The 20,538-nt window shown below is 67.5% G+C and carries 22 protein-coding genes and 1 riboswitch; of the genes, 11 read left to right on the top strand and 11 right to left on the bottom strand.

All coding sequences use genetic code 11. From position 1 onward, the window contains the following. Positions 1-107: 107 nt before the first annotated feature. From EV138_RS36770 to EV138_RS36740, 7 genes are all read left to right on the top strand, one after another. Positions 108-1,727: an APC family permease gene (locus EV138_RS36770; RefSeq protein ID WP_112236796.1), complete on the top strand. Its 1,620-nt coding sequence runs from the start codon at positions 108-110 to the stop codon at positions 1,725-1,727. 124 nt (positions 1,728-1,851) lie between these two features. Beyond that, complete coding sequence (locus EV138_RS36765) at positions 1,852-2,208, top strand: YraN family protein (RefSeq protein WP_133985387.1); 357 nt, start codon at positions 1,852-1,854, stop codon at positions 2,206-2,208. Beyond that, positions 2,208-3,773, top strand: coding sequence for a YifB family Mg chelatase-like AAA ATPase (locus EV138_RS36760; RefSeq protein WP_133985385.1), 1,566 nt, complete (start codon positions 2,208-2,210; stop codon positions 3,771-3,773). The genes EV138_RS36765 and EV138_RS36760 overlap by 1 nt, the downstream gene beginning before the upstream one ends. 433 nt (positions 3,774-4,206) lie before the next feature. Then, entirely contained in the window at positions 4,207-5,304 is a 1,098-nt protein-coding gene (gene dprA, locus EV138_RS36755; RefSeq protein WP_238158615.1) for a DNA-processing protein DprA, read from the top strand. A gap of 446 nt (positions 5,305-5,750) precedes the next feature. After that, positions 5,751-6,224 (top strand): pyridoxamine 5'-phosphate oxidase family protein, encoded by a 474-nt coding sequence (locus EV138_RS36750; RefSeq protein ID WP_133985383.1) that lies wholly within the window; start codon positions 5,751-5,753, stop codon positions 6,222-6,224. A gap of 176 nt (positions 6,225-6,400) precedes the next feature. Beyond that, entirely contained in the window at positions 6,401-6,973 is a 573-nt protein-coding gene (locus EV138_RS36745; protein ID WP_133985381.1) for a dihydrofolate reductase family protein, read from the top strand. Between the two features lie 24 nt (positions 6,974-6,997). Beyond that, a riboswitch (ZMP/ZTP riboswitch) is annotated at positions 6,998-7,081 on the top strand. A 25-nt stretch (positions 7,082-7,106) separates the two neighbouring features. Continuing rightward, complete coding sequence (locus EV138_RS36740) at positions 7,107-8,231, top strand: phosphoribosylaminoimidazolecarboxamide formyltransferase (RefSeq protein WP_133985379.1); 1,125 nt, start codon at positions 7,107-7,109, stop codon at positions 8,229-8,231. A gap of 68 nt (positions 8,232-8,299) precedes the next feature. Here EV138_RS36740 and EV138_RS36735 read toward each other — a convergent pair whose 3' ends face one another. The 11 genes from EV138_RS36735 to EV138_RS36685 all read right to left on the bottom strand — a co-directional run bounded on the left by EV138_RS36735 (position 8,300) and on the right by EV138_RS36685 (position 16,376). Further along, positions 8,300-8,623, bottom strand: a complete 324-nt coding sequence (locus EV138_RS36735) for a DUF2469 domain-containing protein (protein ID WP_012922325.1) — start codon at positions 8,621-8,623, stop codon at positions 8,300-8,302. A gap of 22 nt (positions 8,624-8,645) precedes the next feature. Further along, entirely contained in the window at positions 8,646-9,344 is a 699-nt protein-coding gene (locus EV138_RS36730; RefSeq protein WP_133985377.1) for a ribonuclease HII, read from the bottom strand. 11 nt (positions 9,345-9,355) lie between these two features. Further along, a complete protein-coding gene (gene lepB / locus EV138_RS36725) occupies positions 9,356-10,123 on the bottom strand; it encodes a signal peptidase I (protein ID WP_133985375.1) in 768 nt (255 codons plus the stop codon). Next, positions 10,120-10,749 carry a signal peptidase I gene (gene lepB / locus EV138_RS36720; protein ID WP_232828083.1) on the bottom strand — a complete coding sequence of 210 codons (630 nt, stop codon included), beginning with the start codon at positions 10,747-10,749 and terminating at the stop codon, positions 10,120-10,122. Before lepB (EV138_RS36720) ends, lepB (EV138_RS36725) begins: the two co-directional genes overlap by 4 nt. Positions 10,750-10,887: 138 nt before the next feature. After that, positions 10,888-11,250 carry a 50S ribosomal protein L19 gene (gene rplS, locus EV138_RS36715; RefSeq protein ID WP_133985373.1) on the bottom strand — a complete coding sequence of 121 codons (363 nt, stop codon included), beginning with the start codon at positions 11,248-11,250 and terminating at the stop codon, positions 10,888-10,890. Positions 11,251-11,404: 154 nt separating this feature from the next. Further along, on the bottom strand, positions 11,405-12,604 hold the full coding sequence (trmD, locus tag EV138_RS36710) for a tRNA (guanosine(37)-N1)-methyltransferase TrmD (protein WP_133985371.1): 1,200 nt from the start codon (positions 12,602-12,604) through the stop codon (positions 11,405-11,407). Further along, positions 12,601-13,152, bottom strand: coding sequence for a ribosome maturation factor RimM (gene rimM, locus EV138_RS36705; RefSeq protein ID WP_133985369.1), 552 nt, complete (start codon positions 13,150-13,152; stop codon positions 12,601-12,603). The genes trmD and rimM overlap by 4 nt, the downstream gene beginning before the upstream one ends. A 156-nt stretch (positions 13,153-13,308) precedes the next feature. Continuing rightward, a complete protein-coding gene (locus tag EV138_RS36700; RefSeq protein ID WP_133985570.1) occupies positions 13,309-13,560 on the bottom strand; it encodes an RNA-binding protein in 252 nt (83 codons plus the stop codon). A 5-nt stretch (positions 13,561-13,565) separates the two neighbouring features. After that, positions 13,566-14,084: a 30S ribosomal protein S16 gene (gene rpsP / locus EV138_RS36695; protein WP_133985367.1), complete on the bottom strand. Its 519-nt coding sequence runs from the start codon at positions 14,082-14,084 to the stop codon at positions 13,566-13,568. A 199-nt stretch (positions 14,085-14,283) separates the two neighbouring features. Beyond that, positions 14,284-15,627: a 6-phospho-beta-glucosidase gene (locus tag EV138_RS36690; RefSeq protein WP_133985365.1), complete on the bottom strand. Its 1,344-nt coding sequence runs from the start codon at positions 15,625-15,627 to the stop codon at positions 14,284-14,286. Further along, positions 15,624-16,376, bottom strand: coding sequence for a DeoR/GlpR family DNA-binding transcription regulator (locus tag EV138_RS36685; protein WP_133985363.1), 753 nt, complete (start codon positions 16,374-16,376; stop codon positions 15,624-15,626). The genes EV138_RS36690 and EV138_RS36685 overlap by 4 nt, the downstream gene beginning before the upstream one ends. Positions 16,377-16,501: 125 nt before the next feature. On the opposite strand from EV138_RS36685, the gene EV138_RS36680 reads away from it, so the two are divergent. Genes EV138_RS36680 through EV138_RS36665 form a run of 4 tightly spaced genes read left to right on the top strand, consistent with a single transcriptional unit; the run spans position 16,502 to position 20,536 of the window. Continuing rightward, complete coding sequence (locus EV138_RS36680) at positions 16,502-17,494, top strand: carbohydrate kinase family protein (protein WP_238158614.1); 993 nt, start codon at positions 16,502-16,504, stop codon at positions 17,492-17,494. Positions 17,495-17,499: 5 nt separating this feature from the next. After that, entirely contained in the window at positions 17,500-18,786 is a 1,287-nt protein-coding gene (locus EV138_RS36675) for an ABC transporter substrate-binding protein (RefSeq protein WP_133985361.1), read from the top strand. After that, complete coding sequence (locus EV138_RS36670) at positions 18,783-19,715, top strand: carbohydrate ABC transporter permease (protein WP_133985359.1); 933 nt, start codon at positions 18,783-18,785, stop codon at positions 19,713-19,715. The genes EV138_RS36675 and EV138_RS36670 overlap by 4 nt, the downstream gene beginning before the upstream one ends. Before the next feature lie 23 nt (positions 19,716-19,738). After that, positions 19,739-20,536, top strand: a complete 798-nt coding sequence (locus EV138_RS36665; RefSeq protein ID WP_133985566.1) for a carbohydrate ABC transporter permease — start codon at positions 19,739-19,741, stop codon at positions 20,534-20,536. Positions 20,537-20,538: the final 2 nt, after the last annotated feature.

Raw genomic sequence — 20,538 nt, 5'->3', positions numbered from 1 at the left:
TCGCAAGCCACCGCGCGGAGTCGAGACACAGGAGGTCTGGCCCGTAGACCAATGGTCGACTACTGTTCGGCCCGATTGCCCTAGTAGCAACGGAGGCACCCCTGACCATGGCCCCCTCAGCGAACGGACAGACCGTAGGCCGGCGCCTGCCGGTCGAGTCGGCGTTCACTCGAGTCGAGGATGCGAGGCACCGTCTGCCACGCCTGTTCGGCCGGCGCGACCTAGTCGTGCTCGGCCTGGGTGTGATGATCGGGTCCGGCATCTTCAGCCTCAGCGGCAAGGAGGCGGCGACCGTCGCCGGACCTGCCGTGATCTTGTCGTTCCTGATCGCTGCGCTCGTCTGCGTGCTCGCGGCCGCCTGCTACGCCGAACTGTCCTCGACCATCCCCGTTTCCGGTAGCGCCTACACGTTCAGCTATGTGACGTTCGGCGAGATGTGGGCCTGGCTGGTCGGCTGGGCGCTCGTACTCGAACTCGTCACCGCGGCCGCGATCGTGGCCCGAGTCTGGTCGGCGTACTTCCTGGCGACCCTGGACGGTTTCGGCGTCACGCTGCCCCACAGCCTCGCGCAGTTCTTCGGCCCCGACGCCAAAGTGAACCTGGTCGCGCCACTGCTGTTGCTGCTGCTGACGGCGATGATCGTCACCGGCACGAAGCTGTCGTCCCGGGTGCTGACCGTCGTCGTGGCGGCCAAGGTCGCCGTGATTCTCCTGGTCGTCATCATCGGCGCCACACACATCAACTGGGCGAACTACCACCCGTTCATCCCGATGCGCCGCGCCGCCCAGGCCACCGCCAGCCCGACGTTGCTCAGCTGGATCGTGGACTCCTCGTTCGGCACGTTCGGCGTGATGGGCATCTTCACCGCCGCCAGCTCGATCGTCTTCGCCTTCATCGGCTTCGACCTGATCGCGACCGCGTCGGAGGACGCGCGCAACCCGCGCAAGACGGTCCCTCAAGGCATGCTCCTCGGAGTCGGCGCCGTCACCATCCTGTACGTCGCGATGGCCGTCGTCCTCGTCGGTCTGCGGCCCTACGGTCAGCTGGGCGGGCCCGCTCCGGTCTCGGAGGCGATGGACTCGGTCGGGATCGGCTGGGCCGCCGACGTGGTCAACCTCGGCGCCTTGCTCGCCCTGATGACCGTGATCATGGTGGTGTTGATCGCGCAGAGCCGGGTGCTGTTCAACATGGGTCGTGACGGGCTGCTTCCGAAGAGCCTGGGCCGGGTCAGCCGCGTCTACTCGTCCCCCGCCCGCGCCGCCAGTGCCGCGGGCGTCGCAGCCGTGATCCTCACGCTGTACCCGAACGTGATCGACCTCGAAGAGCTGCTCGTCATCGGTGCCCTGTTCTGCTTCGCCTTCTGCGCGGTCGGCGTGCTCAGGCTCCGGCGGACCGAGCCGAACCTCGAGCGCGGTTTCCGGGTGCCGATGGTGCCGCTCGTCCCGCTGCTGTCACTCGGCGCGACACTGTGGCTGATGCTGAACCTGAAGACCAGCACCTGGTGGATGTTCATCGTCTGGATGGTGTTCGGACTCGCCGTCTACGGTCTCTACGGTCGCTGGCACAGCCGGCTGGCCAACGAGGAGAGCTGGGACTTCGAGATCGGCGACACCGATCCGGGCAGTGGTGGCCTGCAAGCCATCCGTCCCACCGACTCGGACACCTCCGAGCTCCGGGCGATCCGGACGCCACCGAAGCCGACGCGCGGCAAACACATGCGCAACTGACCGGCTCCGCGGCCACCGGCTGATGATTCTCCACAGCCTCGAACTCACAACTTCTCCACAGGTCCGAACTCGCAGCTGAAATCGGCGTCCATCCCGGCATGTTCTTAGCCGGAGGTGGTCACCGATGCGAGCCACACAAGCAATCGGGCAGTACGGCGAGGATCTCGCCGCGAAACATCTGACAGCGGCCGGTTTCGCCATTCTGGAGCGGAACTGGCGCTGCGAGCTGGGCGAGATCGACATCGTCGCCCGCGACGGCGACACCCTGGTCGTCTGCGAGGTGAAGACCCGGCGCGGGCTCAATTACGGCTCGCCGCTGGAGTCGATCACCTACCGCAAGCTGGCGAAGCTGCGCAGCCTGGCCGGCCGCTGGCTCAGCCAGCACGGCACCCGGCCGGGCCAGATCCGGATCGACGTGGTCGCCGTCCTCGTCCCGCACGGCGGCCGGCCGACCATCGACCACGTCAAGGGCGTGGCCTGATGCCGCTCGCCCAGGCGTGGTCCGTCGCCCTGGTCGGCCTGGAAGGTCACCTGGTCGAGGTCGAGGCCGACATCGCGCAAGGATTGCCGAAGACGACCCTGATCGGCCTGCCGGACACCTCGTTGTCGGAGGCAAGAGATCGGGTGCGCGCGGCGGTCGTCAACTCCGGCGAGCGATTCCCGGACCGCAAGGTGACCATCGGCCTGTCCCCCGCCACACTTCCGAAGACCGGCTCCCATTACGACGTCGCGATCGCCTGCGCTCTACTGGCCGCTGCCGGTGTGGTCGAAGGCCAACGGCTGCGGCAGGCCGCCATGATTGGCGAGCTCGGCCTCGACGGCCGTGTCCGCGAGGTGCGCGGCGCGCTCGCGATGACCCTGGCCGCGGCGCGTTCCGGCTTCGAGCGCATCGTGGTCCCGGAGCTGAACGCCGGCGAGGCGCGGCTGGTGCCAGGCATCGCGGTGTACGGCGTCCGTTCGCTGCGCCAGGTGCTCGCGATTCTCCGCGGTGTCGAGATTCCCGACGAAGAGCCGCCGCGGGCTGAGCCGCGGCTGCTCTCTGAATCACTGACCCGTGTTCCCGAAGTGGATCTCGACGACGTGCTCGGCCAGCACGAGGGCCGCCGCGCGATCGAAGCAGCCGCGGCTGGCGGGCATCATCTCTACCTGCACGGCCCACCCGGTTCGGGCAAGACGATGCTGGCGGAACGCCTTGCTGGATTGATGCCTGACCTCAGCACAGACGACTCGCTCGAGGTGTCAGCGGTGCACTCACTGGCAGGGCTTCTCACCGGCGACGCCGAGCTCGTGGTCAGGCCGCCTTTCATCGCACCGCATCACACGGCTTCGCTGTCCAGCCTCGTCGGCGGCGGCTCGGGCATGCCCCGCCCTGGAGCCATCAGCTGCGCGCACCGCGGCATTCTCTTCATCGACGAGGCGCCGGAAATGCACCCGTTGACGCTGGACACTCTGCGGCAGCCGCTGGAGTCCGGGTTCATCGAGGTGCACCGAGCAGCGGCCGTGGCGAAGTTCCCGGCCAGGTTCATGCTCGTGCTCGCAGCCAACCCCTGCCCCTGCGGCCAATCCGGTACGCCGTACGGGCTCTGCAGTTGCACTCCGCAGGTTCTGCACCGCTACCGGCAGCGGATCAGTGGGCCGATCAAGGACCGCATCGACATCCAGCGCCAGATCCTGCCGGCCGCACGCGGCGGTGAGGACGGCGAGAAGCCGGAGTCCACGGCCGTCGTCGCCGAGCGGGTGCAGGCCGCCCGCGATCGTCAGACCTTCCGCTACCGCGAGACCGGCTGGCTCCTGAACAGCCAGATCCCCGGACCGCTGCTGCGACGACAGTTCCAGCTCGACCCGGTCAGCCAGAAGATGCTCGAGAACCTCTACACCGAAGGCCGCCTGACCGCCCGCGGCTTCGACCGCGTAGTCCGCCTCGCCTGGACCCTGGCCGATCTCGAAGGCATCGCCCAGCCAACCCCAGAACTGACCCACCAGGCCTATCAACTCCGCAGCGGCGAACCCCTCACCCCACTGTCCGACCAACGACCCATCAGGTGACCACATGACCATCCCGAGCCTCGCCCCCACCGACCTCGCCCCCACCAACCCCACCGCACCCCTCGCCCCCACCGACCTCCCTTCCACCGACCCCACCGCACCCGTCGCCCCCACCGACCTCGTCCCGATCAACCCCACCGCACCCCTCGCCCCCACCGACCTCGCTTCCACCCACCCAACCGCACCCCTCGGCCCCACCCCTCCGTCCGACAAACCCAGCACACCCCACGCCCCAGCCTTCTCCTCCGACACCCCACCCCTCGCCCCTGCCCCGCCGCCCGACAAACCCAGCACGCCCGGCGCGCCAGCCTCCTCCGCCGACACCCCATCCCTTGCCGTTCGGACGCGCGTTGGTGGGATGGGTGGACCAGCGGGGTTGGGGGGTGGGGATGCGCGGGATCTGGAGCGGATTGCGCGGGCTGGTTTGTCGCGAGTGGTGGAGCCTGGGGATCCGGCGGCGCTGGAGGCGTTCGACGGGCTGTCTGCGCGTGAGGTCTGGGACCTTCTGCGCACCGGCGCACCTCGCGTCGAGCGGTGGGCCAATCGGCTCGCGAACACGGATCCGGAGCGAGATCTCGCGCGCGTACGGGCGGTAGGCGGGCGATTCGTCATACCGGGCGACGACGAGTGGCCGGAGCAGGTCGAAGTACTCGCAGATGCCGGACAGCAATCTCGTCGAGGAGGCGTTCCGTACGGCCTCTGGGTTCGCGGCCCGGGCAACCTCCGCGAGGCGCTGGCGAAGTCCGTCGCCATCGTCGGATCGCGCGCCTGTTCGTCGTACGGCGAGCATGCGGCTGCCGAACTCGCCGCCGGGCTGGCCGACAACGAGGTGACTGTGGTGTCAGGCGGCGCGTACGGAATCGATGCTGCTGCTCACCGCGGCGCACTCGCCGGCTCCGGGATGACGATCGCAGTACTCGCCTGCGGTGTTGACGTCTGCTATCCGAAGCGCAACACCGCACTCTTCGACCGAATCGCGACTGAAGGGCTGATCGTGAGCGAGTTGCCACCCGGTTGCTCGCCCACCAAGTTGCGGTTCCTCGCTCGCAACCGGCTGATCGCAGCAAGCACCCTCGGGACTCTGGTGGTCGAAGCCGCAGTACGAAGCGGCGCACTGAACAGCGCCGGCTGGGCCGAGCAGTGCGGGCGAGCCGTGCTGGCGGTCCCCGGGCCGATCACCTCCCGCATGTCCGAAGGCGCGCACCTCCTCGTGCGCGAACGCAACGCCGTTCTGGTCACGAGCATCGCCGACATCCTCGAAGCGATCTCGCCACTCGGCGCCGCGCTCACCTCATACCCGCACGCTCCCGCAGGCCCCACCGACGGTCTGGACTTGGAAGTCCAACGCACGCTCGACGCGGTCCCGGTCCTCAGACCAGCGCCCGCCCAACGCATCGCCGTCACGGCCGGCCTGGACACCGACACAGTCCAAGAATGCCTAGAAACCCTCGCCGACGCAGACCTCGTCGAATACCTCGACTCCGGCTGGCGCCTCTCCCCCAACCACCGCCGCTCCCTAGGCACCGCTTGACCATCACACCCCGCTGCGTCCGTGCAGGAGTTCATGTCGATCCGGCCGGCGTCTCTCCCCCACCACCGCCGCTCCCTGAGCGCCACTTGATCACCCTGCTGCCATCGGTAGTTCATGCCGATCCGGCTGGCGCCTCTCCCCCAACCACCGCCGCTCCCTGAGCGCCGCTTGATCACCCTGCTGCCGCCGGTACGTTCGTGCAGGAGTTCATGCCGATCCGGCCGGCGTCCATCCCAAACCACCGCCGCTCTCTGGGCGCCGCTTGGTCACCACATCCCCGGTGGGTTCGTGTAGGGGTTCATGCCGATGCTGGCTACGGCTGATCGGTGGGGCCGGCTTCGACCCGGCCCGGTCTTCTCGAATTCCTGGGTCTGAGAGAGCTGTACGGAGGGCGCGGTCGGGGTCTGGGTTGTGGAGGGTGGACCGACGGGCGGTTAGCTTTCCGGATGGGATCTGAGGAGTTGGCCAAGCACTTGATCGACAGCAATCGGTACATGGTTCTCGGGACTGTGGATCCGGACGGGCGTCCACGGGTGTCGCCGGTGTACTTCGCGCCGGACGGCTACTCGTTGATGTACTGGGTGTCGTCGGTCGAGTCGCATCACTCGCGGAACATCGCCGAGCGGCCAGAGGTCAGCATGGTGGTGTTCGACTCGGCCGCGGAGATCGGGCGTGGGCAGGCGGTCTATTTGATCGCCCGCGCCGAGGTGGTCCCGGACGAGGAGTTGGAGAGCTGTCTCGACACCGTGACCTGGACACGGTTCCCGGGACTCAGGCAGTTCGACGCCGCGGAGCTCCGTGAACCGGAGCTGTGGCGGCTGTACCGGGCGCAGGTCAGCGAGCACTCGATCCACGTCCCCGGCCGAGACCCGGAGTACGGCACAGGCACCGACCGGCGAATGACAGTGACCCTCGATTAGACAGCGCGCGGCGGGGTGGGCCTCGGCTGCGTTCCTTCGAACGTGCGGTTCGATGACTTGTTGATACGCGTGGCCATCTGAGTTGGAGAGCGGTTTGTCGGATTGAAGTTGAGGCGTTCGTAGTGGGGATGAGGGCGCCGACGAGAGCGTCCACCGAGATCAGGAGAAACACCATCATGAGTGTCAGCTACACGTTCGACATCTTTTCCAGCCTCGACGGCTACTCCAACAGCAAGACATTCGGTGGGTACTTCGGCAAGCAGGGTCCGGAGCTGCTCGAACACCGCTTCAACCAGTACGGCGAACAGCAGCGGCTCGTTCTCGGAGCCAACACCTACCGGGGAATGTCGTCGATGCTCGCCTCGGCCTCCGCGGACTCCGAGGTGTGGGATCCGTGGGTCACCCGGATGCGGAACCTGCCGACGACGGTGGTGTCGAACACCCTCGACGCACCGCTCGACTGGGACGCGACCATCCTGAACGGTGACGCCGTCGAGGCCATCGCCCGGCTCAAGAAGGAGTCCGACGTGCCGCTGCGCTCGCACGGCAGCCTGACGCTGAACCGCGCCCTGCTCGCCGCGGGACTGGTCGACCGCGTACAGGTCACGCTCTTTCCCGTGATCACCGGTCACAGCGGCTTGGGCCGGATCTTCGACGACGCGGCCGCCTTCGACCTGGAACTGATCGAGACACGCACCCTCGACAACCACACCCAAGAACTCATCTACCGGCCCACCCTGCACCCCTGAGCCCGCAGCCCGATCGGTTAGGGTCGCGAGAGTCGTGACTGGCGAGGGTGGAGGACCACCGGGGAGCGACCTGATTCCGTGTGAGCGTCGACCGCCTGGGCGCTTCCTTGGTTGGTGACGAGGAGGCCCCGACATGGAATTGCGGTATGGAATCAACCCCGGGCAGGACGCGAGTGCGGTGCCGGTGGTGGCTGGTGAGTGGCCGATGCGAGTGGTGCACGGGGAGCCGTCGTTCATCAACCTGCTTGATGCGTTGAACAGTTGGCAGTTGGTGCGGGAAGCGAGTCAGAGCCTGGGGAAGCCGGCGGCGGCGTCCTTCAAGCACGTGTCTCCTGCCGGCGCGGCTGTTGCGGGACCTGTCGATGAGGTTGCCGCTGGACTGTACGGCGTGGACAGCGGCAGCGTCGGTGAGCTCACCAGTGCGTACCTTCGCGCCCGGGATGCCGACCCGAAGTCGTCGTACGGGGACTTCGCCGCGGTGTCGCATCCGGTGGATGGTGAGCTGGCCGAGGTGTTGGGCGGGCTCGTGTGCGACGGCATCATCGCGCCCGGGTACGAGCCGGGCACGGTCGAGCGGCTCGGCAGGAAGAAGAAGGGGCGATTCTTGGTCATCGAGGCTGACCAGGAGTACGTGCCGCCGCGAGAAGAGGCGCGTGAGGTGTACGGCGTACGCCTGACCCAGGAGCGATCTCAGCTCCCCCAGCTCGTGGCCAACCAGATGTCTCAAGGGGCCGTGCACGATCTCCAGTTGGGGATGGCGGTCTCGCGGTTCACGCAGTCCAACTCGGTTTGCTATGTGCGCGGCGGCATGACGATCGGGATCGGTGCCGGGCAGCAGTCGCGAGTGGACTGCACTCGGTTGGCCGGAGCGAAGGCCGACATCTGGTGGCTCAGGCGGCATCCGGCGATCCGCGGCCTGGTGTTCCGGGACGACCTGAAGCGGCAGGAGCGGATCAACTGGCAGATCCGGTGGTGCGAAGGCGACCTCACGACCCAGGAGATCGAGCGGCTCAAGCTGGACCTGGTCGAGCCGCCGCAAGAAGTCGAGCGCGCGGAGTGGCTGCAGAAGCTCGATGACGTCGCCTTCGTGTCCGACGGAGCCTTGCCGTTCCGGGACAACGTCGATCACGCACAGCGGCACGGGGTTCGGTACATCGCCGAGCCGGGTGGATCGATCCGGTCGGACGAGGTGGCGCAGGCGTGCGCGGAGTACGGGATCACGCTCACCCACACCACCGGCAGACTGTTCCACCACTGACGCGGAGTGCTGCTCAGCGATTAGGGCAAAGCGCACCCCGGAGCGCAGACGCGCCCGGGGTGCGGAAGTCAGCGACCGAAGTCGGAGTCCTTGGGGACTTCCAGGTCGGACTTGGCGAGCTCTTCGATGTTGACGTCGCGGAAGGTGACCACCTTCGCGTTCTTGACGAACCGGGCCGACCGGTAGACGTCCCAGACCCAGGCGTCGGCCATGGTCACCTCGAAGTACACGTCACCGCCTTCGGTGCGGACCTTCAGGTCGACCGCGTTGCACAGATAGAAGCGTCGTTCGGTCTCCACGACGTACTTGAAGATCCCGACGACGTCCTTGTACTCCCGATAGAGCTGCAGCTCCATATCGGTCTCGTACTTCTCGAGGTCGTCAGCGCTCACGCCTTCACCTCGCTACGCTCGCTCATCGGCTCTCCACTCCGGTGGGACTGGTCACATTCTGTCCCATATCGGGCCGCAGACTGCGGCGGACATTCTCGAACCGCCGTCGATGTTGTGGACACGGGCCGTATTGGTCCAGTGCCGCCTGGTGTTCGGGGGTGCAGTAGCCCTTGTGGACGGCGAAGTCGTACTGCGGGTACACCTCGTGCCAGTGCTCCATGATCCGGTCCCGGGTCACCTTCGCGATCACCGAGGCGGCCGCGATGCAGGCGGCCACCCGGTCACCCTTCCAGATCGCCAGACCCGGTACGCCGAGGCCGTCGACGCCGAAGCCGTCGGTCAGCACGTACGACGGGCGCAGGTCGAGCCGGAACAGCGCCCGGCGGAGCGCCTCGACGTTGGCGACGTGCATTCCCAGCCGGTCGCATTCCGCGGCCTCGATCGACACCACCGACCAGGCCAGCGCCCGCTCGCGGATCTGGTCGTAGCAGCGGTCGCGTGCCTTGGCGGTGAGCAGCTTGGAGTCGGCCAGTTCGGGGATCTGGCCGCGTTTGCCGTCCGGCAGGATCACCGCGGCGGCGACCAGCGGGCCGGCGCACGGGCCACGACCCGCCTCGTCGACGCCCGCGATCGGGTCCAGACCGACCCGCCGCAGGGCGCGCTCGTACCCGTACAACCCGGCGTCCCGCCGGATGGTGCTGCCCCGTGGGAGTGCACTCATCGGCGAACCACTCACTTAGGGGGTGGGGTCAGGGAGATCGAAGGCTTGTCCGGCGGCGGTGCCGCTGCCGCGGGGACGTCCTTGAAGGTGTCCGGGATCTCGAGTTTGTCGAACCGGTTCGCCGGCCAGACGACCAGGATCGCGCGCCCGGTGACCTTGTCGAGCGGGACGAAGGCGGCGTCGCCGGGTGAGCCACCGTTGGGGCCGGTGTCGCTCAGGTGCACCCGGGAGTCGCCGGACTCGGACCGGTGGTCCCCCATCACGAAGACGTGGCCGGCCGGCACAGTGACCTGGAAGTCCATCGCCGACGGCGCGTCACCGGGGTACAGGTAGCTGGTCTCGTCGAGGGGTTTGCCGTTCACCATCAGCCGGCCCTTGGCGTCGCAGCAGGCGACCTTGTCGCCCGGCATGCCGATCAGCCGCTTGATCAGGTGCCCGTGGCTGGAGTCCGGCAACAGTCCGACGACCTCGAAGAACCGCCCGACCGAGCCCCGCTTCTGACCGCTCTCCTCCTGGCCCAGCCAGCCGCCCGGATCCTCGAAGACGACGACGTCACCGCGCTCCACGTCGGTGAGCTTCTCGACCACGACCCGGTCACCGACCAGCAGCGTGTTCTGCATCGACTCGCTCGGGATGATGAACATCTGGCCGACGAAGGCCCGCAGGATCGACGAGACGATGAGAGCACCGACCACGATCAGCACGAACTCGCGAGTGGCAGCCGCGAGGCCCGAGCGGTGGGCGGGTTTCTCTTTCGTCGCAGTCGGTGTCTCAGTCACTTCTTCAGCCCCGGCTTCTTGAAGGTTTCCGGAGGACGCAGCATCGTCATCCGGTCAGACGGCCAGATTACGCAACAGGCCCGGCCAACCACGTTCTCCACGGGCACGAATCCTCCGCCGGGGCCGCCCATGTGGGCGCGGGAGTCGGCGGACTCGGCCCGGTTGTCGCCCATCACCCACAGATGGCCGGGCGGCACGATGACGTCGAAGGGCTGCAGCGACGGCTTGGCGTCCTTCAGCAGGTACTCCTGCTCGTCCAGCGGGATCTTGTTCACCATGATCCGGCCGGACCGGTCGCAGCAGATCACCCGGTCGCCGGCGACGCCGATCACCCGCTTGACCAGGTGACCCTCGCCGCTGCGGGGCAGGATGCCGACGAACTCGCCGATCTGCCGGATCGTGCCGGGCGGCTTCTGCTCCTCGTTCAGCCAGTGGCCGGGGTCCTTGAAGACGATGATGTCGCCACGGTCGACGTCGCGGTGCAGATAGCTGACCTTCTCGGCCAGGATCCGGTCGTTCGTCGTCAGCGTGTCGTACATCGACTCCGAGGGCACGTAGAAGGCCTCGGCCACGAACAGCCGCAGGACGACCGTGATGACGAGTGCGAGCACCGTCACGGTGGTCATCTCCACGAGCAGGCTCAGCAGCGGATTCCGCTGCTTGAGCCTACGGTGACGTCCCTTGCTGCGACGTGCTCTCCTGGCGACCGGGCGAGCGCGAGTCGCAGTGCTCGGCGCCATGCTGTGACCGTCGTTACTAGACGATCAGGAGGCCGAGATGTTGTCCCGCTTCTCCTTGATCTTGGCTGCCTTGCCGCGCAGCTCGCGCAGGTAGTACAGCTTGGCGCGACGCACGTCACCGCGGGTGACGACCTCGACCTTCTCGACGATCGGGGTGTGGATCGGGAACGTGCGCTCGACGCCGACACCGAAGCTGACCTTGCGGACCGTGAAGGTCTCCTGCAGGCCACCACCCTGGCGGCGGATCACGACACCCTTGAACACCTGGACGCGGGACCGGTTGCCTTCGACGACCTTCACGTGCACGTTCACGGTGTCACCGGCGCGGAAGGCCGGGATGTCGTCGCGCTTGCTCGCGTTGTCGAGCTCGTTCAGGATGTTGCTCATCAGGTGTCTCTCTCTCGCGCGTGCCACAGGTCACCCACGAATGCTCGGTGGTGAGGAGTCGAAGATGCCGCCGTCCGGTGGTCACCCCCTGTGGCAGGAGCACCGTACTGGCAACAGCGACCAAGTTTGCCACACGACCTGAGCCGAACCGAAATCAGCGCCGCCGTCGCCGCTTGGCCAGCAGCACCAGCTCGACCTTCGCGGTCTGTGACTCCCGGCGTACCTCTCGGTAACCGGCCTTCCGGTACAGCCGCAGGTTGCGCTCGCTCTCGGCGCCGGTGAACAGCTCGTACTGCGTGACGCCGGCGGGCGCGGTCTGCTCGGCGACCCGCAGCAGCTTCGTCCCGACCCCTCGGCCCTGCCAGTCGGGAGCGACCATCAACCGGCCGATGCGCGCCACTGAGCCGTCCACTGCGACATGGACGGCGCCGACGATCCTGGTCCCGGCCACGGCCTTCCAGACGCCGCCTGCGGCCACCCGCTCCACAGTGCCCGCCAGGTCTTCCTGCATCGGCGGGATGCCGAAGTCGTCGTAGGCCATTGCCTCCGACAAGTAAGCGGCGAGCTGGAGCGTGTGGATCTCCCCCGCGTCCGCAACGGTTGCCGGGAGCACCTGCACGGCAGAGACGGCGTCGTCCTTGTCAGCAACAGCAGCGCCCCAGGCGGCCAGTAGATCCGGCCGGCGCTCGGCAGTACGCCGTACGGACTCGTGGTGTCGCCACTGCGCCACCAGACCGTGGTTGCCCGACAGCAGCACGTCCGGTACGGCGTGACCTCGCCAAGTCGGCGGCTTCGTGTAGACCGGGTACTCCAGCAGCCCGTCGCCCGAGTGGGACTCCTCGGACAGGGACTCCGGGTTGCCGATCACGCCAGGCAGTAGACGGGCTACGGCCTCGACGATCACCAGTACGGCGACCTCGCCGCCGTTGAGCACGTAGTCGCCGATGGAGACCTCGTCGACTCGCATCCGCTCGGCAGCATGCGCAGCGACCCGTGCGTCGATCCCTTCGTAGCGCCCACACGCAAAGGCCAGCCAGGGCTCGGCAGCGAGCTCGTAAGCCAACTCCTGAGTGAACGGGCGGCCTGCCGGCGTCGGCACGATCAACCGGGGCTGCGACGGGCCGTCAGCGGGCGCCACAGCATCCAGGGCCTCACCCCAGGGCTCCGGCTTCATCACCATGCCCGCGCCACCGCCGTACGGCGTGTCGTCCACTGTCCGGTGCCGGTCGTACGTCCACTCGCGCAGGTCGTGCACCCGGACGTCCAGCAGGCCGCTCTTCGCCGCCTTGCCGACCAGACTCAGGTCCAGCGCAGCCAGGTACTCCGGGAAGATCGAGACGACGTCCAGCCTCATTCGCTGCTGTCCCCGTCCGTAGGCACGACCTCTGCGCCCTCGGGATCGAGCAACCCCGGCCGGTCGGCCACCAGCACGTACTTGGCGTCCAGGTCGATCTCCGGCACCAGCTCCTCCACCAGGGGAACCAGTACTGCGTTGCCTGCCGGCCGGCGGATCTCCAGCAGGTCCTGGGACGGCAGGTGGATCACGTCGATCACCTCACCGGCCTCGGCGCCGTCGGTGGTCCGCACGGACAACCCGATCAGCTCGCGGTCGTAGTACTCGTCCGGGTCTTCCGGGCGCTCGTCCTCGCCGATCTCGGCCTGCAACTCCAGGTTCCGCAGCAGCTCGGCGGCGGTCCGGTCCGGCGACTCCTCGAACTTCACCAGCAGCCGGCCGCTGTGCCAGCGGCTGGACTCGACGGTGAGGGTCCGCGGTGGCTTGGTGGTCGTGACGAGCTTCGCGCCGTCGGCGAACCGGCGGTCCGGCTCGTCGGTGCGTACGTCCAGGCCGACCTCGCCCTTGATCCCGTGAGCCCGGCCGATCCGGCCAACAATCACCAGCACCGCTAGTCCCTCTCTGCGTGGTTACAGCCACCGGCCGCGCCGGCGAGCCGTCAAGTGACACGCGACATCTTGTCAACAAGTCGCGTGGTAGCTGCGCCTGGATAGACCTGGAGGGCTGCACCCGACCGGGTGCAGCCCTCCAGGGAAGTGCTCGGGTCAGCGGCGCGGGCGCCGGTTGACCTCGTCGACGAAGTCGATCCGGACCGACTGCTCGGAGCTGAGCGCCCCGACCACGGTCCGGATGGCGGTCGCCGTCCGGCCGTTGCGGCCGATCACCTTGCCGATGTCATCGGGGTGCACGTGCACCTCGAGGGTGCGACCGCGACGCAGGTTGCGGGACCGGACGTGTACGTCGTCAGGGTTGTCCACGATGCCTCGGACCAGGTGCTCCAGCGCCTCGGTCTCCATCACGGTCAGGCCTTGGCGTCGTCGGCCGGCGCGTCGGCAGCAGCCTCGGCGGCCGGAGCAGCCTCAGCGGCCGGAGCCTCGTCGGCGGCCGGGGCGGCCTCGTCGGCCTTCGGCTCGTCCTTCTTGGCCGCAGCCTTCTTGGCGGTGGTCTTCTTCGCCGTGACGGCCTCGGTCTTCAGCGTGCCGTGGGCCTCGGCCAGCGCCTCGTTGAAGATCTCCAGCTTGTCGCGCTTCGGCTCCTTGACCCGCAGCGGCGCCGGCGCCTCCAGGCCCTTGAACTTCTGCCAGTCACCGCTGGCCTTGAAGATCGCCTCGACGGCCTCGGTCGGCTGCGCGCCGACGCCCAGCCAGTACTGCGCGCGGTCCGACTCGACGTGGATGAACGACGGCTCGGCCTTCGGGTTGTACTTGCCGATCTCCTCGATGGCGCGGCCGTCACGCTTGGTGCGGGCGTCCATCACGACGATGCGGTAGTGCGGCGCACGCTTCTTGCCGATGCGCTTCAAACGGATCTTGACTGCCACGTTTGTGTGGTCTCCCTTGGGAATTCATGTCTGGTTGAGTGGTACACCGGCGTCGTGGGGACAACGGGCGACCACTCGGATGGGCCGACGGGGGCGTGGAGTTAGAGGGCTGCACGCGATCCTGACGACACTCAGCCGAACATTCTGCCAGAACTACCCCGCACAACCCAATCCACCACTTCTCGTGCCGGCCCCGGCGTCAGCGGCGGAACGGCGCCAGCTCGGGGAGCCGGTCGGCGTAGCCATCGAGGAGCTGATGGGCGGCGGTGACCGAGTCGATCAGGGGATGCCAGGCGAAGGCTCGTACGGCGGCTGCCCGCGAGCCGGTCGTCGCTGCCTCGATCGTCGAGCGTTCCACTGCTTTGACCGCGCAGACCAGGCCGGCCTGGTGATCGGTGAACTGCGAGACGGTCACCGGACGCGCCCCGTTGGCGTCCACCGTGCAGGGGACCTCGACCACCGCGTCGTCGTCCAGATGCCGCAGGGTCCCGCGGTTGCGGACGTTCAGGATCAGCGAGGCCCGCTCGTTGTGCGCGATCGCCCGCATCAGCGACAGCGCCACCTGCTCATAGCCCCCCGCGGACATGTCCCGCTCGTCCCGCTCCCCCGCGTCCGCGACAGCGCGGCTCTCGACCATGTACGTCGACTCGCGCTCGGCCCGCGTCTTCTGCCAGAGCTCCAGTGCGTCGTCAGGCCGCCGAGCCGTCTCCGCGTAGAACGCGGACTGCTGCTCCAACAGGAACGTCCCCCGCGTCTGCTCCACGGCCTGTACTGCGGCCAGCGTCTCCCGCGCGAAGTAGTAATAGTGCAGGTACTCATTAGGGATGGACCCGAGCGACCGCAGCCACTCCACTCCGAACAGCCGGCCCTCCTCGAAGGCACCGAGCGCAGTCGAGTCCGCCAGCAACTCCGGTAGGCGATCGACTCCGCCGGACTGCAGACCACGCAGCCAGCCCAGGTGATTCAGCCCTGCGTAGTCGTAGAAGACAGTGGACGCGTCCAGCCCGAGTGCCAGCGCAGCACGGCGACCGAGCCCGGACGGCGAGTCACAGATCCCGATGACCCGGTCACCGAGGTACGGGATCATCGCCTCGGTCACCATCCCGGCCGGGTTGGTGAAGTTGATGACCCAGGCCTCCGGTGCGAGCTCAGCGATCCGCTGGGCGATCCCCACCGCCACCGGCAGGGTCCGTAGCGCGTACGCGATCCCACCGGCCCCGACGGTCTCCTGCCCCAGTACGCCGAGGTCGAGGGCGACCCGTTCGTCGACCGTGCGCCCCTCGAGCCCACCGACCCGGATTGCCGAGAAGACGAAGTCGGCACCTCGCAGGGCTTCGTCGAGATCAGTCGTCTCAGTGACAGCAGGCGCATCGGAGTACTTCGCAGCCTGCTGCCGCAGTACGGCGCCGATCGCCCCCAGACGGCCGCGGTCCGTGTCGTACAGCACTACCGAGGTGATCCGGCCTTCGCCACGATCACCGAGCAGTGCTTGATACACCAGCGGCACTCGGAAGCCACCGCCACCGAGAATGGTCAGTCTCATGCGAGCACCACCTGCACCCCTGCCTCCTCCAGTTGCGCCCGGGTCGACTCGTCGGCACCGGACTCGGTCACCACCACCGAGAGCTCTGCTGGATCACAGACCTTCGCCACACCGTGGCCGGGGAACTTGGTCGCGTCGGCCAGCAGCACCACCCGGTCGGCGGCCTTGATCATGGCCCGCTTCACCGGCACCTCGATCATCGTGCTGTCCATCACCCGGCCGTCCGGACGCACACCACTGGTGCCCAGGAACAGCCAGTCGACGTGCACCTGGCGCAGCGACTCCTCTGTCAGATAGCCGACCAGAGAGCGGTAACTGCGCCGCACGAAGCCGCCCAGGATCACCAGCTCGATCTGCTCGTCATTCTGCAACTCCTCCAGTACTGCGAGGTTGCTGGTCACCACTGTCAACGAGCGCCCGTGCAAGTGCTGCGCCAGCCGGAGAGCCGTAGTACCGATGTCCAGTAGCACCGACTGGCCGTCACTGATCAGGGAGGCCGCGCGCCGGGCGATCCGGTCCTTCTCGTCGGCGTGCACCGCGCTCACCTCGGCGAACGGCTCGTCACCGCCGTCGACCGCGAGCGCGCCACCGTAGACGCGGGTCAGCCGGCCCTGCTCGTGCAACTGCTCCAGGTCGCGGCGAATCGTCGCCTCACTGACGCCGAGCTGGGCGGCCAGCACCTTCACGCCCCCGGCCCCGTCGGCCTTGAGGGCGCGGACGATCTGATCCTGCCGCTGCTTTGGCAACACAGGGAGACCGTACCACGCAAACTCCGTCATACTCACTCATCTGAGTGCACGCCTATTGCGTAGTTTGCTCAGAAGACCCACACTGTCTGCACGAGTTTGAGCGACCCTGCAGGAGTGTGCTGACGATGGGCGAGCTGCCTCAGCTGCCTTCCCGAGCCCCGGACCCGATCCCGGAGCTGGACGTGGTCGTGTCCGGCCTGGTCTTCCACGACCTGGTGCTCGGTCTGCCCACTGCTCCGCGGCCCGGCACCGAGGTCTGGGCCGACGACTCGGCCGAGAGTCCCGGCGGGATCGCGAACTTCGCCGTCGCGCTGGCCCGGCTCGGACTGCGCACCGGGCTCGCCGCGGTCTTCGGCGACGACCAGCTCGGCAACAGCATCTGGCAGCGACTCGAAACCGGCGAGGGCATCGACCTGACCCACTCGCGCAAAGTCGACGGCTGGCCCACCCCACTCACGGTGGCCCTTGCCTATGACAACGATCGTGCCCTCGTGACCCGAGGCACCACTCCCCCACTCAGCGCGGACCAACTCCTGCCCACACCGCCGGTGGCCAAAGCCGTTGCCGCACACATCGGTCCGTGGGGAAACGACTGGCTGGCCAAGGCGAAAGCGTCCGGCAGCCTGGTCTTCGCCGACGTCGGCTGGGATCCGGCCGAGCAGTGGGACCCCGCAGTACTCGACCAACTCGAACACTGCGACGTGTTCCTGCCCAACGCCGGCGAAGCGATGCACTACACCCGTACTACGAGTCCCGCCGACGCACTGCACCGACTGGCAGAGCGGGTCCCCGTGGTCGTCGTGTCGGACGGTGCCAACGGCGCACTGGCGATCGACGGGCGCTCCGGCGAAGAGGTCGCCGTACCGGCGTACGTAGTACCGGCTGTTGACACCACTGGCGCAGGGGATGTCTTTGCTGCCGGGTTCATCGCAGCCACCTTGTGGGACCTGCCGCTGGCAGACCGCGTGCGGTTCGGCGCACTGGTCGCGGCGCTCTCGGTGACCCGGCTGGGTGGTGCCGACGCGGCGCCGACCTGGGCCGAGATCGAGGCGTGGCAGCACCGCAATCCATCAGACGGGGCAATCGACGCACTGCTCAGTGCGCAGCTAGGAAGGTAGACACCATGGAGCTCTCTCGTCGCACGCTGATCGCCGGGGGCTTCGCCGCCATGCTCGGCGGAACCGTGGTCGGCTGCTCGTCCAGCATGGACGCCGGCACCACGAAGAAGAACGCCACCGGCAACATCGCCTTGTGGTGCTGGCCCGGCGGCCTGGGCAAGTCCGTGCTCGACGACACCATCGCGCACTTCCCCGACCAGCACATCAAGTACTCCGAGGTCGGCGGTGACTTCAAGCAGAAGCTGCTGACCACGTTCAACGGCGGTACGTCGATCCCCGACATCACCGGGGTCAAGGGCGAGGACATCGCCTCGATGCTGCCGCAGGCCAACCGGTTCGTGGACCTGAAGACGATCGGGGCCGACTCGATCCTCGGCGACTACCTGGACTGGAAGGTCAAGCAGGCCACCACGCTGGACGGCAAGGTGCTCGGCATCCCGATCGACATCGGCCCGACCGCGCTGTTCTACCGTGAGGACGTCTTCACCGCCGGCGGACTGCCCGGCGACCCGGCCAAGGTAGCTGAGCAGCTGAAGACCTGGGACGACTTCCTGGCCGCCGGGGTGGAGCTGAAGAAGTCCAACCCGAAGGCCTTCATCGTCGCCGACGCCGCCGACCTGTACGGCACGATCGTCAACCAGGGCACGGCTCGCTACATCGACAAGGACAACAAGTTCATCGGCGACCAGGACCACATCCGCAAGGCGTGGGACACCGCGGTGAAGGCGATCACGCTCAAGGTCGACGGCAAGACGCTCGGCGGTTCGCCGGACTGGAACGCCGGCCTCGACAACGGCACGGTGCCCACCGTCACCGGCGCGGCCTGGGTCGCGCTGGACATCAAGGCCGCCTGCAAGACCAGCGTCGGCAAGTGGCGGGTCGCCCCGACCCCGAGCGGCCCGGCGAACTTCGGCGGCTCGTTCCTCACCATCACCAAGAGCGCCGCCGATCCGGCCGCCGCCTTCGAGGTGATCAAGTACATGCTCAGCGCGGACAACGAGGCGAAGGCGTTCGCGGATGCGCAGATCTTCCCGGCCACGCCGGCCGCGTACGACAAGCCGCAGCTCAAGGCGGCCGATCCGTTCTTCGGCGGCCAGGTGCCGATCGAGGTCTTCGGCCCGGCGGCCAAGAACATCCCGATCGCCTACGAGGCGCCGCTGGACAGCGCGGTCGCCACGCCGTTCACCGACGAACTCAAGCTGGTCCAGGCCGGCAAGAAGTCTTCCGACGCGGCCTGGTCCTCCGCCGTGCAGAAGGCGAAGCAGATCGGCAAGCGTCAGGGCGTGCAGTGACCCTGACCGCGACAGCCCCCACCCGACCGGCCCGTACGGCGAAGCCGCAGCGCCGCCGAGGCGTCCTGTCGTACTGGCGTTTCTACCTGGCCCTGTCGCCCTTCTACCTGCTCTTCGTCGTCTTCGGGCTGTACCCGGTCGCGTCGACGATCCTGCTCGCCTTCCAGAAGTGGGACGGCCTCGGCCCGCGCAAGATGGTCGGCCTGCAGAACTTCGGCTTCCTGATCCAGGACAGCACGTTCTGGTTGTCCCTGTGGAACACGGTCGTCCTGTTCGTGATGTCGACGGCACCCACGCTGGTGATCGCCATGACGCTCGCGGTGATGCTGCACTCCGCCGTACGGTTCAAGGGCATCTACCGGATCGCGTACTTCATCCCGAACATCACCTCGCTGGTGGCGGCGGCGATCTTCTTCGCCGCTGTGTTCAGTACCAACTTCGGGCTGATCAACGCCGGCCTGCGCTCGCTCGGGTTGCCGACCGAGGACTGGCTCCGGCAGCCGTGGGGGATCAAGATCGCGATCTCCACGATGATCGTGTGGCAGTGGGCCGGTTACAACACGATCATCTACCTGGCCGGGCTGCAGGCGATCCCGACCGAACAGTACGAAGCGGCCAAGGTCGACGGGGCCGGGCCGTTCCGGACGTTCTTCTCGATCACCTTGCCGCAACTGCGGCCCGTGGTGCTGTTCACCGTGATCATGTCGACGATCGGCGGCCTGCAGACGTTCACCGAGCCCCAGGTGATGGTCGGCAACAACGGCGGTACCGGGCAGAGCGGCATGACGGTGGTCATGTACTTCTACAACCAGGCCTTCTTCAACAACGACTACGGGTATGCCGGGGCGATTGCCCTGAGCATCTTCATGCTCGTGCTGCTCTTCACCGCGATCAACTGGAAGCTGCTGGGCGGAAGGGGGCGGCAGTGACCGTCAAATGGCGTGGCGTGCTGATGCACGCGTTGCTGGCGATCGCCGGAGTACTGTGCCTGTTCCCGTTCTACTGGACGCTGGTGATGGCGACCAACACGACGTCGGACATCTACCGGTTCCCGCCGAAGTTCACCTTCGGGTCGCAGTTCGACGACAACGTGCACGCCGTACTACGGAACGTCGCGTTCTTCCAGTCGATGGGCAACACCGCGATCGTGGCCGTCTCCACCACCGCGCTGGTGCTGTTCTTCGACTCGCTGGCCGCGTTCACCTTCGCCAAGTTCCGGTTCCCCGGCCGGAACGCGTTGTTCGTCGTCCTGCTGGCGACGATGCTGCTGCCGGCCCAGCTGGGCGCCGTACCGCAGTTCCAGACGATGGCCGCGTTCGGGTGGGTCGGGTCGTTGAAGGCGCTGATCATCCCGGCCGCCGCGAACGCCTTCGGCATCTTCTGGCTGCGGCAGTACTTCCAGAACTCGATCCATGACGAGTTGGTGGAAGCCGCGACGCTGGACGGGTGTGGCTTCCTCGGCATCTACCGGCATGTGGCCCTGCCGTCGGCACGGCCGGCCTTGGCGTTCCTGGGAATCTTCACGTTCGTGGGGTCGTGGAACGACTACTTCTGGCCGCTGATCGTGCTCACGAACCCCGATCATCTGACCCTGCAGGTCGCGCTGTCGTCGCTGAACCGCAGCCACGGCGTCGACTACAGCATGGTGATGACCGGCGCCTTGATGGCGATGATCCCCCTGATCGTCGTCTTCACCGTCTTCGCCCGCCAGTTCATCAAGGGCGCAACAGAGGGGGCGATCAGAGGCTGACC

Origin of the sequence: Kribbella voronezhensis (assembly GCF_004365175.1) — a bacterium.
Lineage (GTDB): Bacteria > Actinomycetota > Actinomycetes > Propionibacteriales > Kribbellaceae > Kribbella > Kribbella voronezhensis.
The sequence above is the reverse complement of the archived record's forward strand: the minus strand, read 5'-3'. Positions and strand labels throughout refer to the sequence as shown.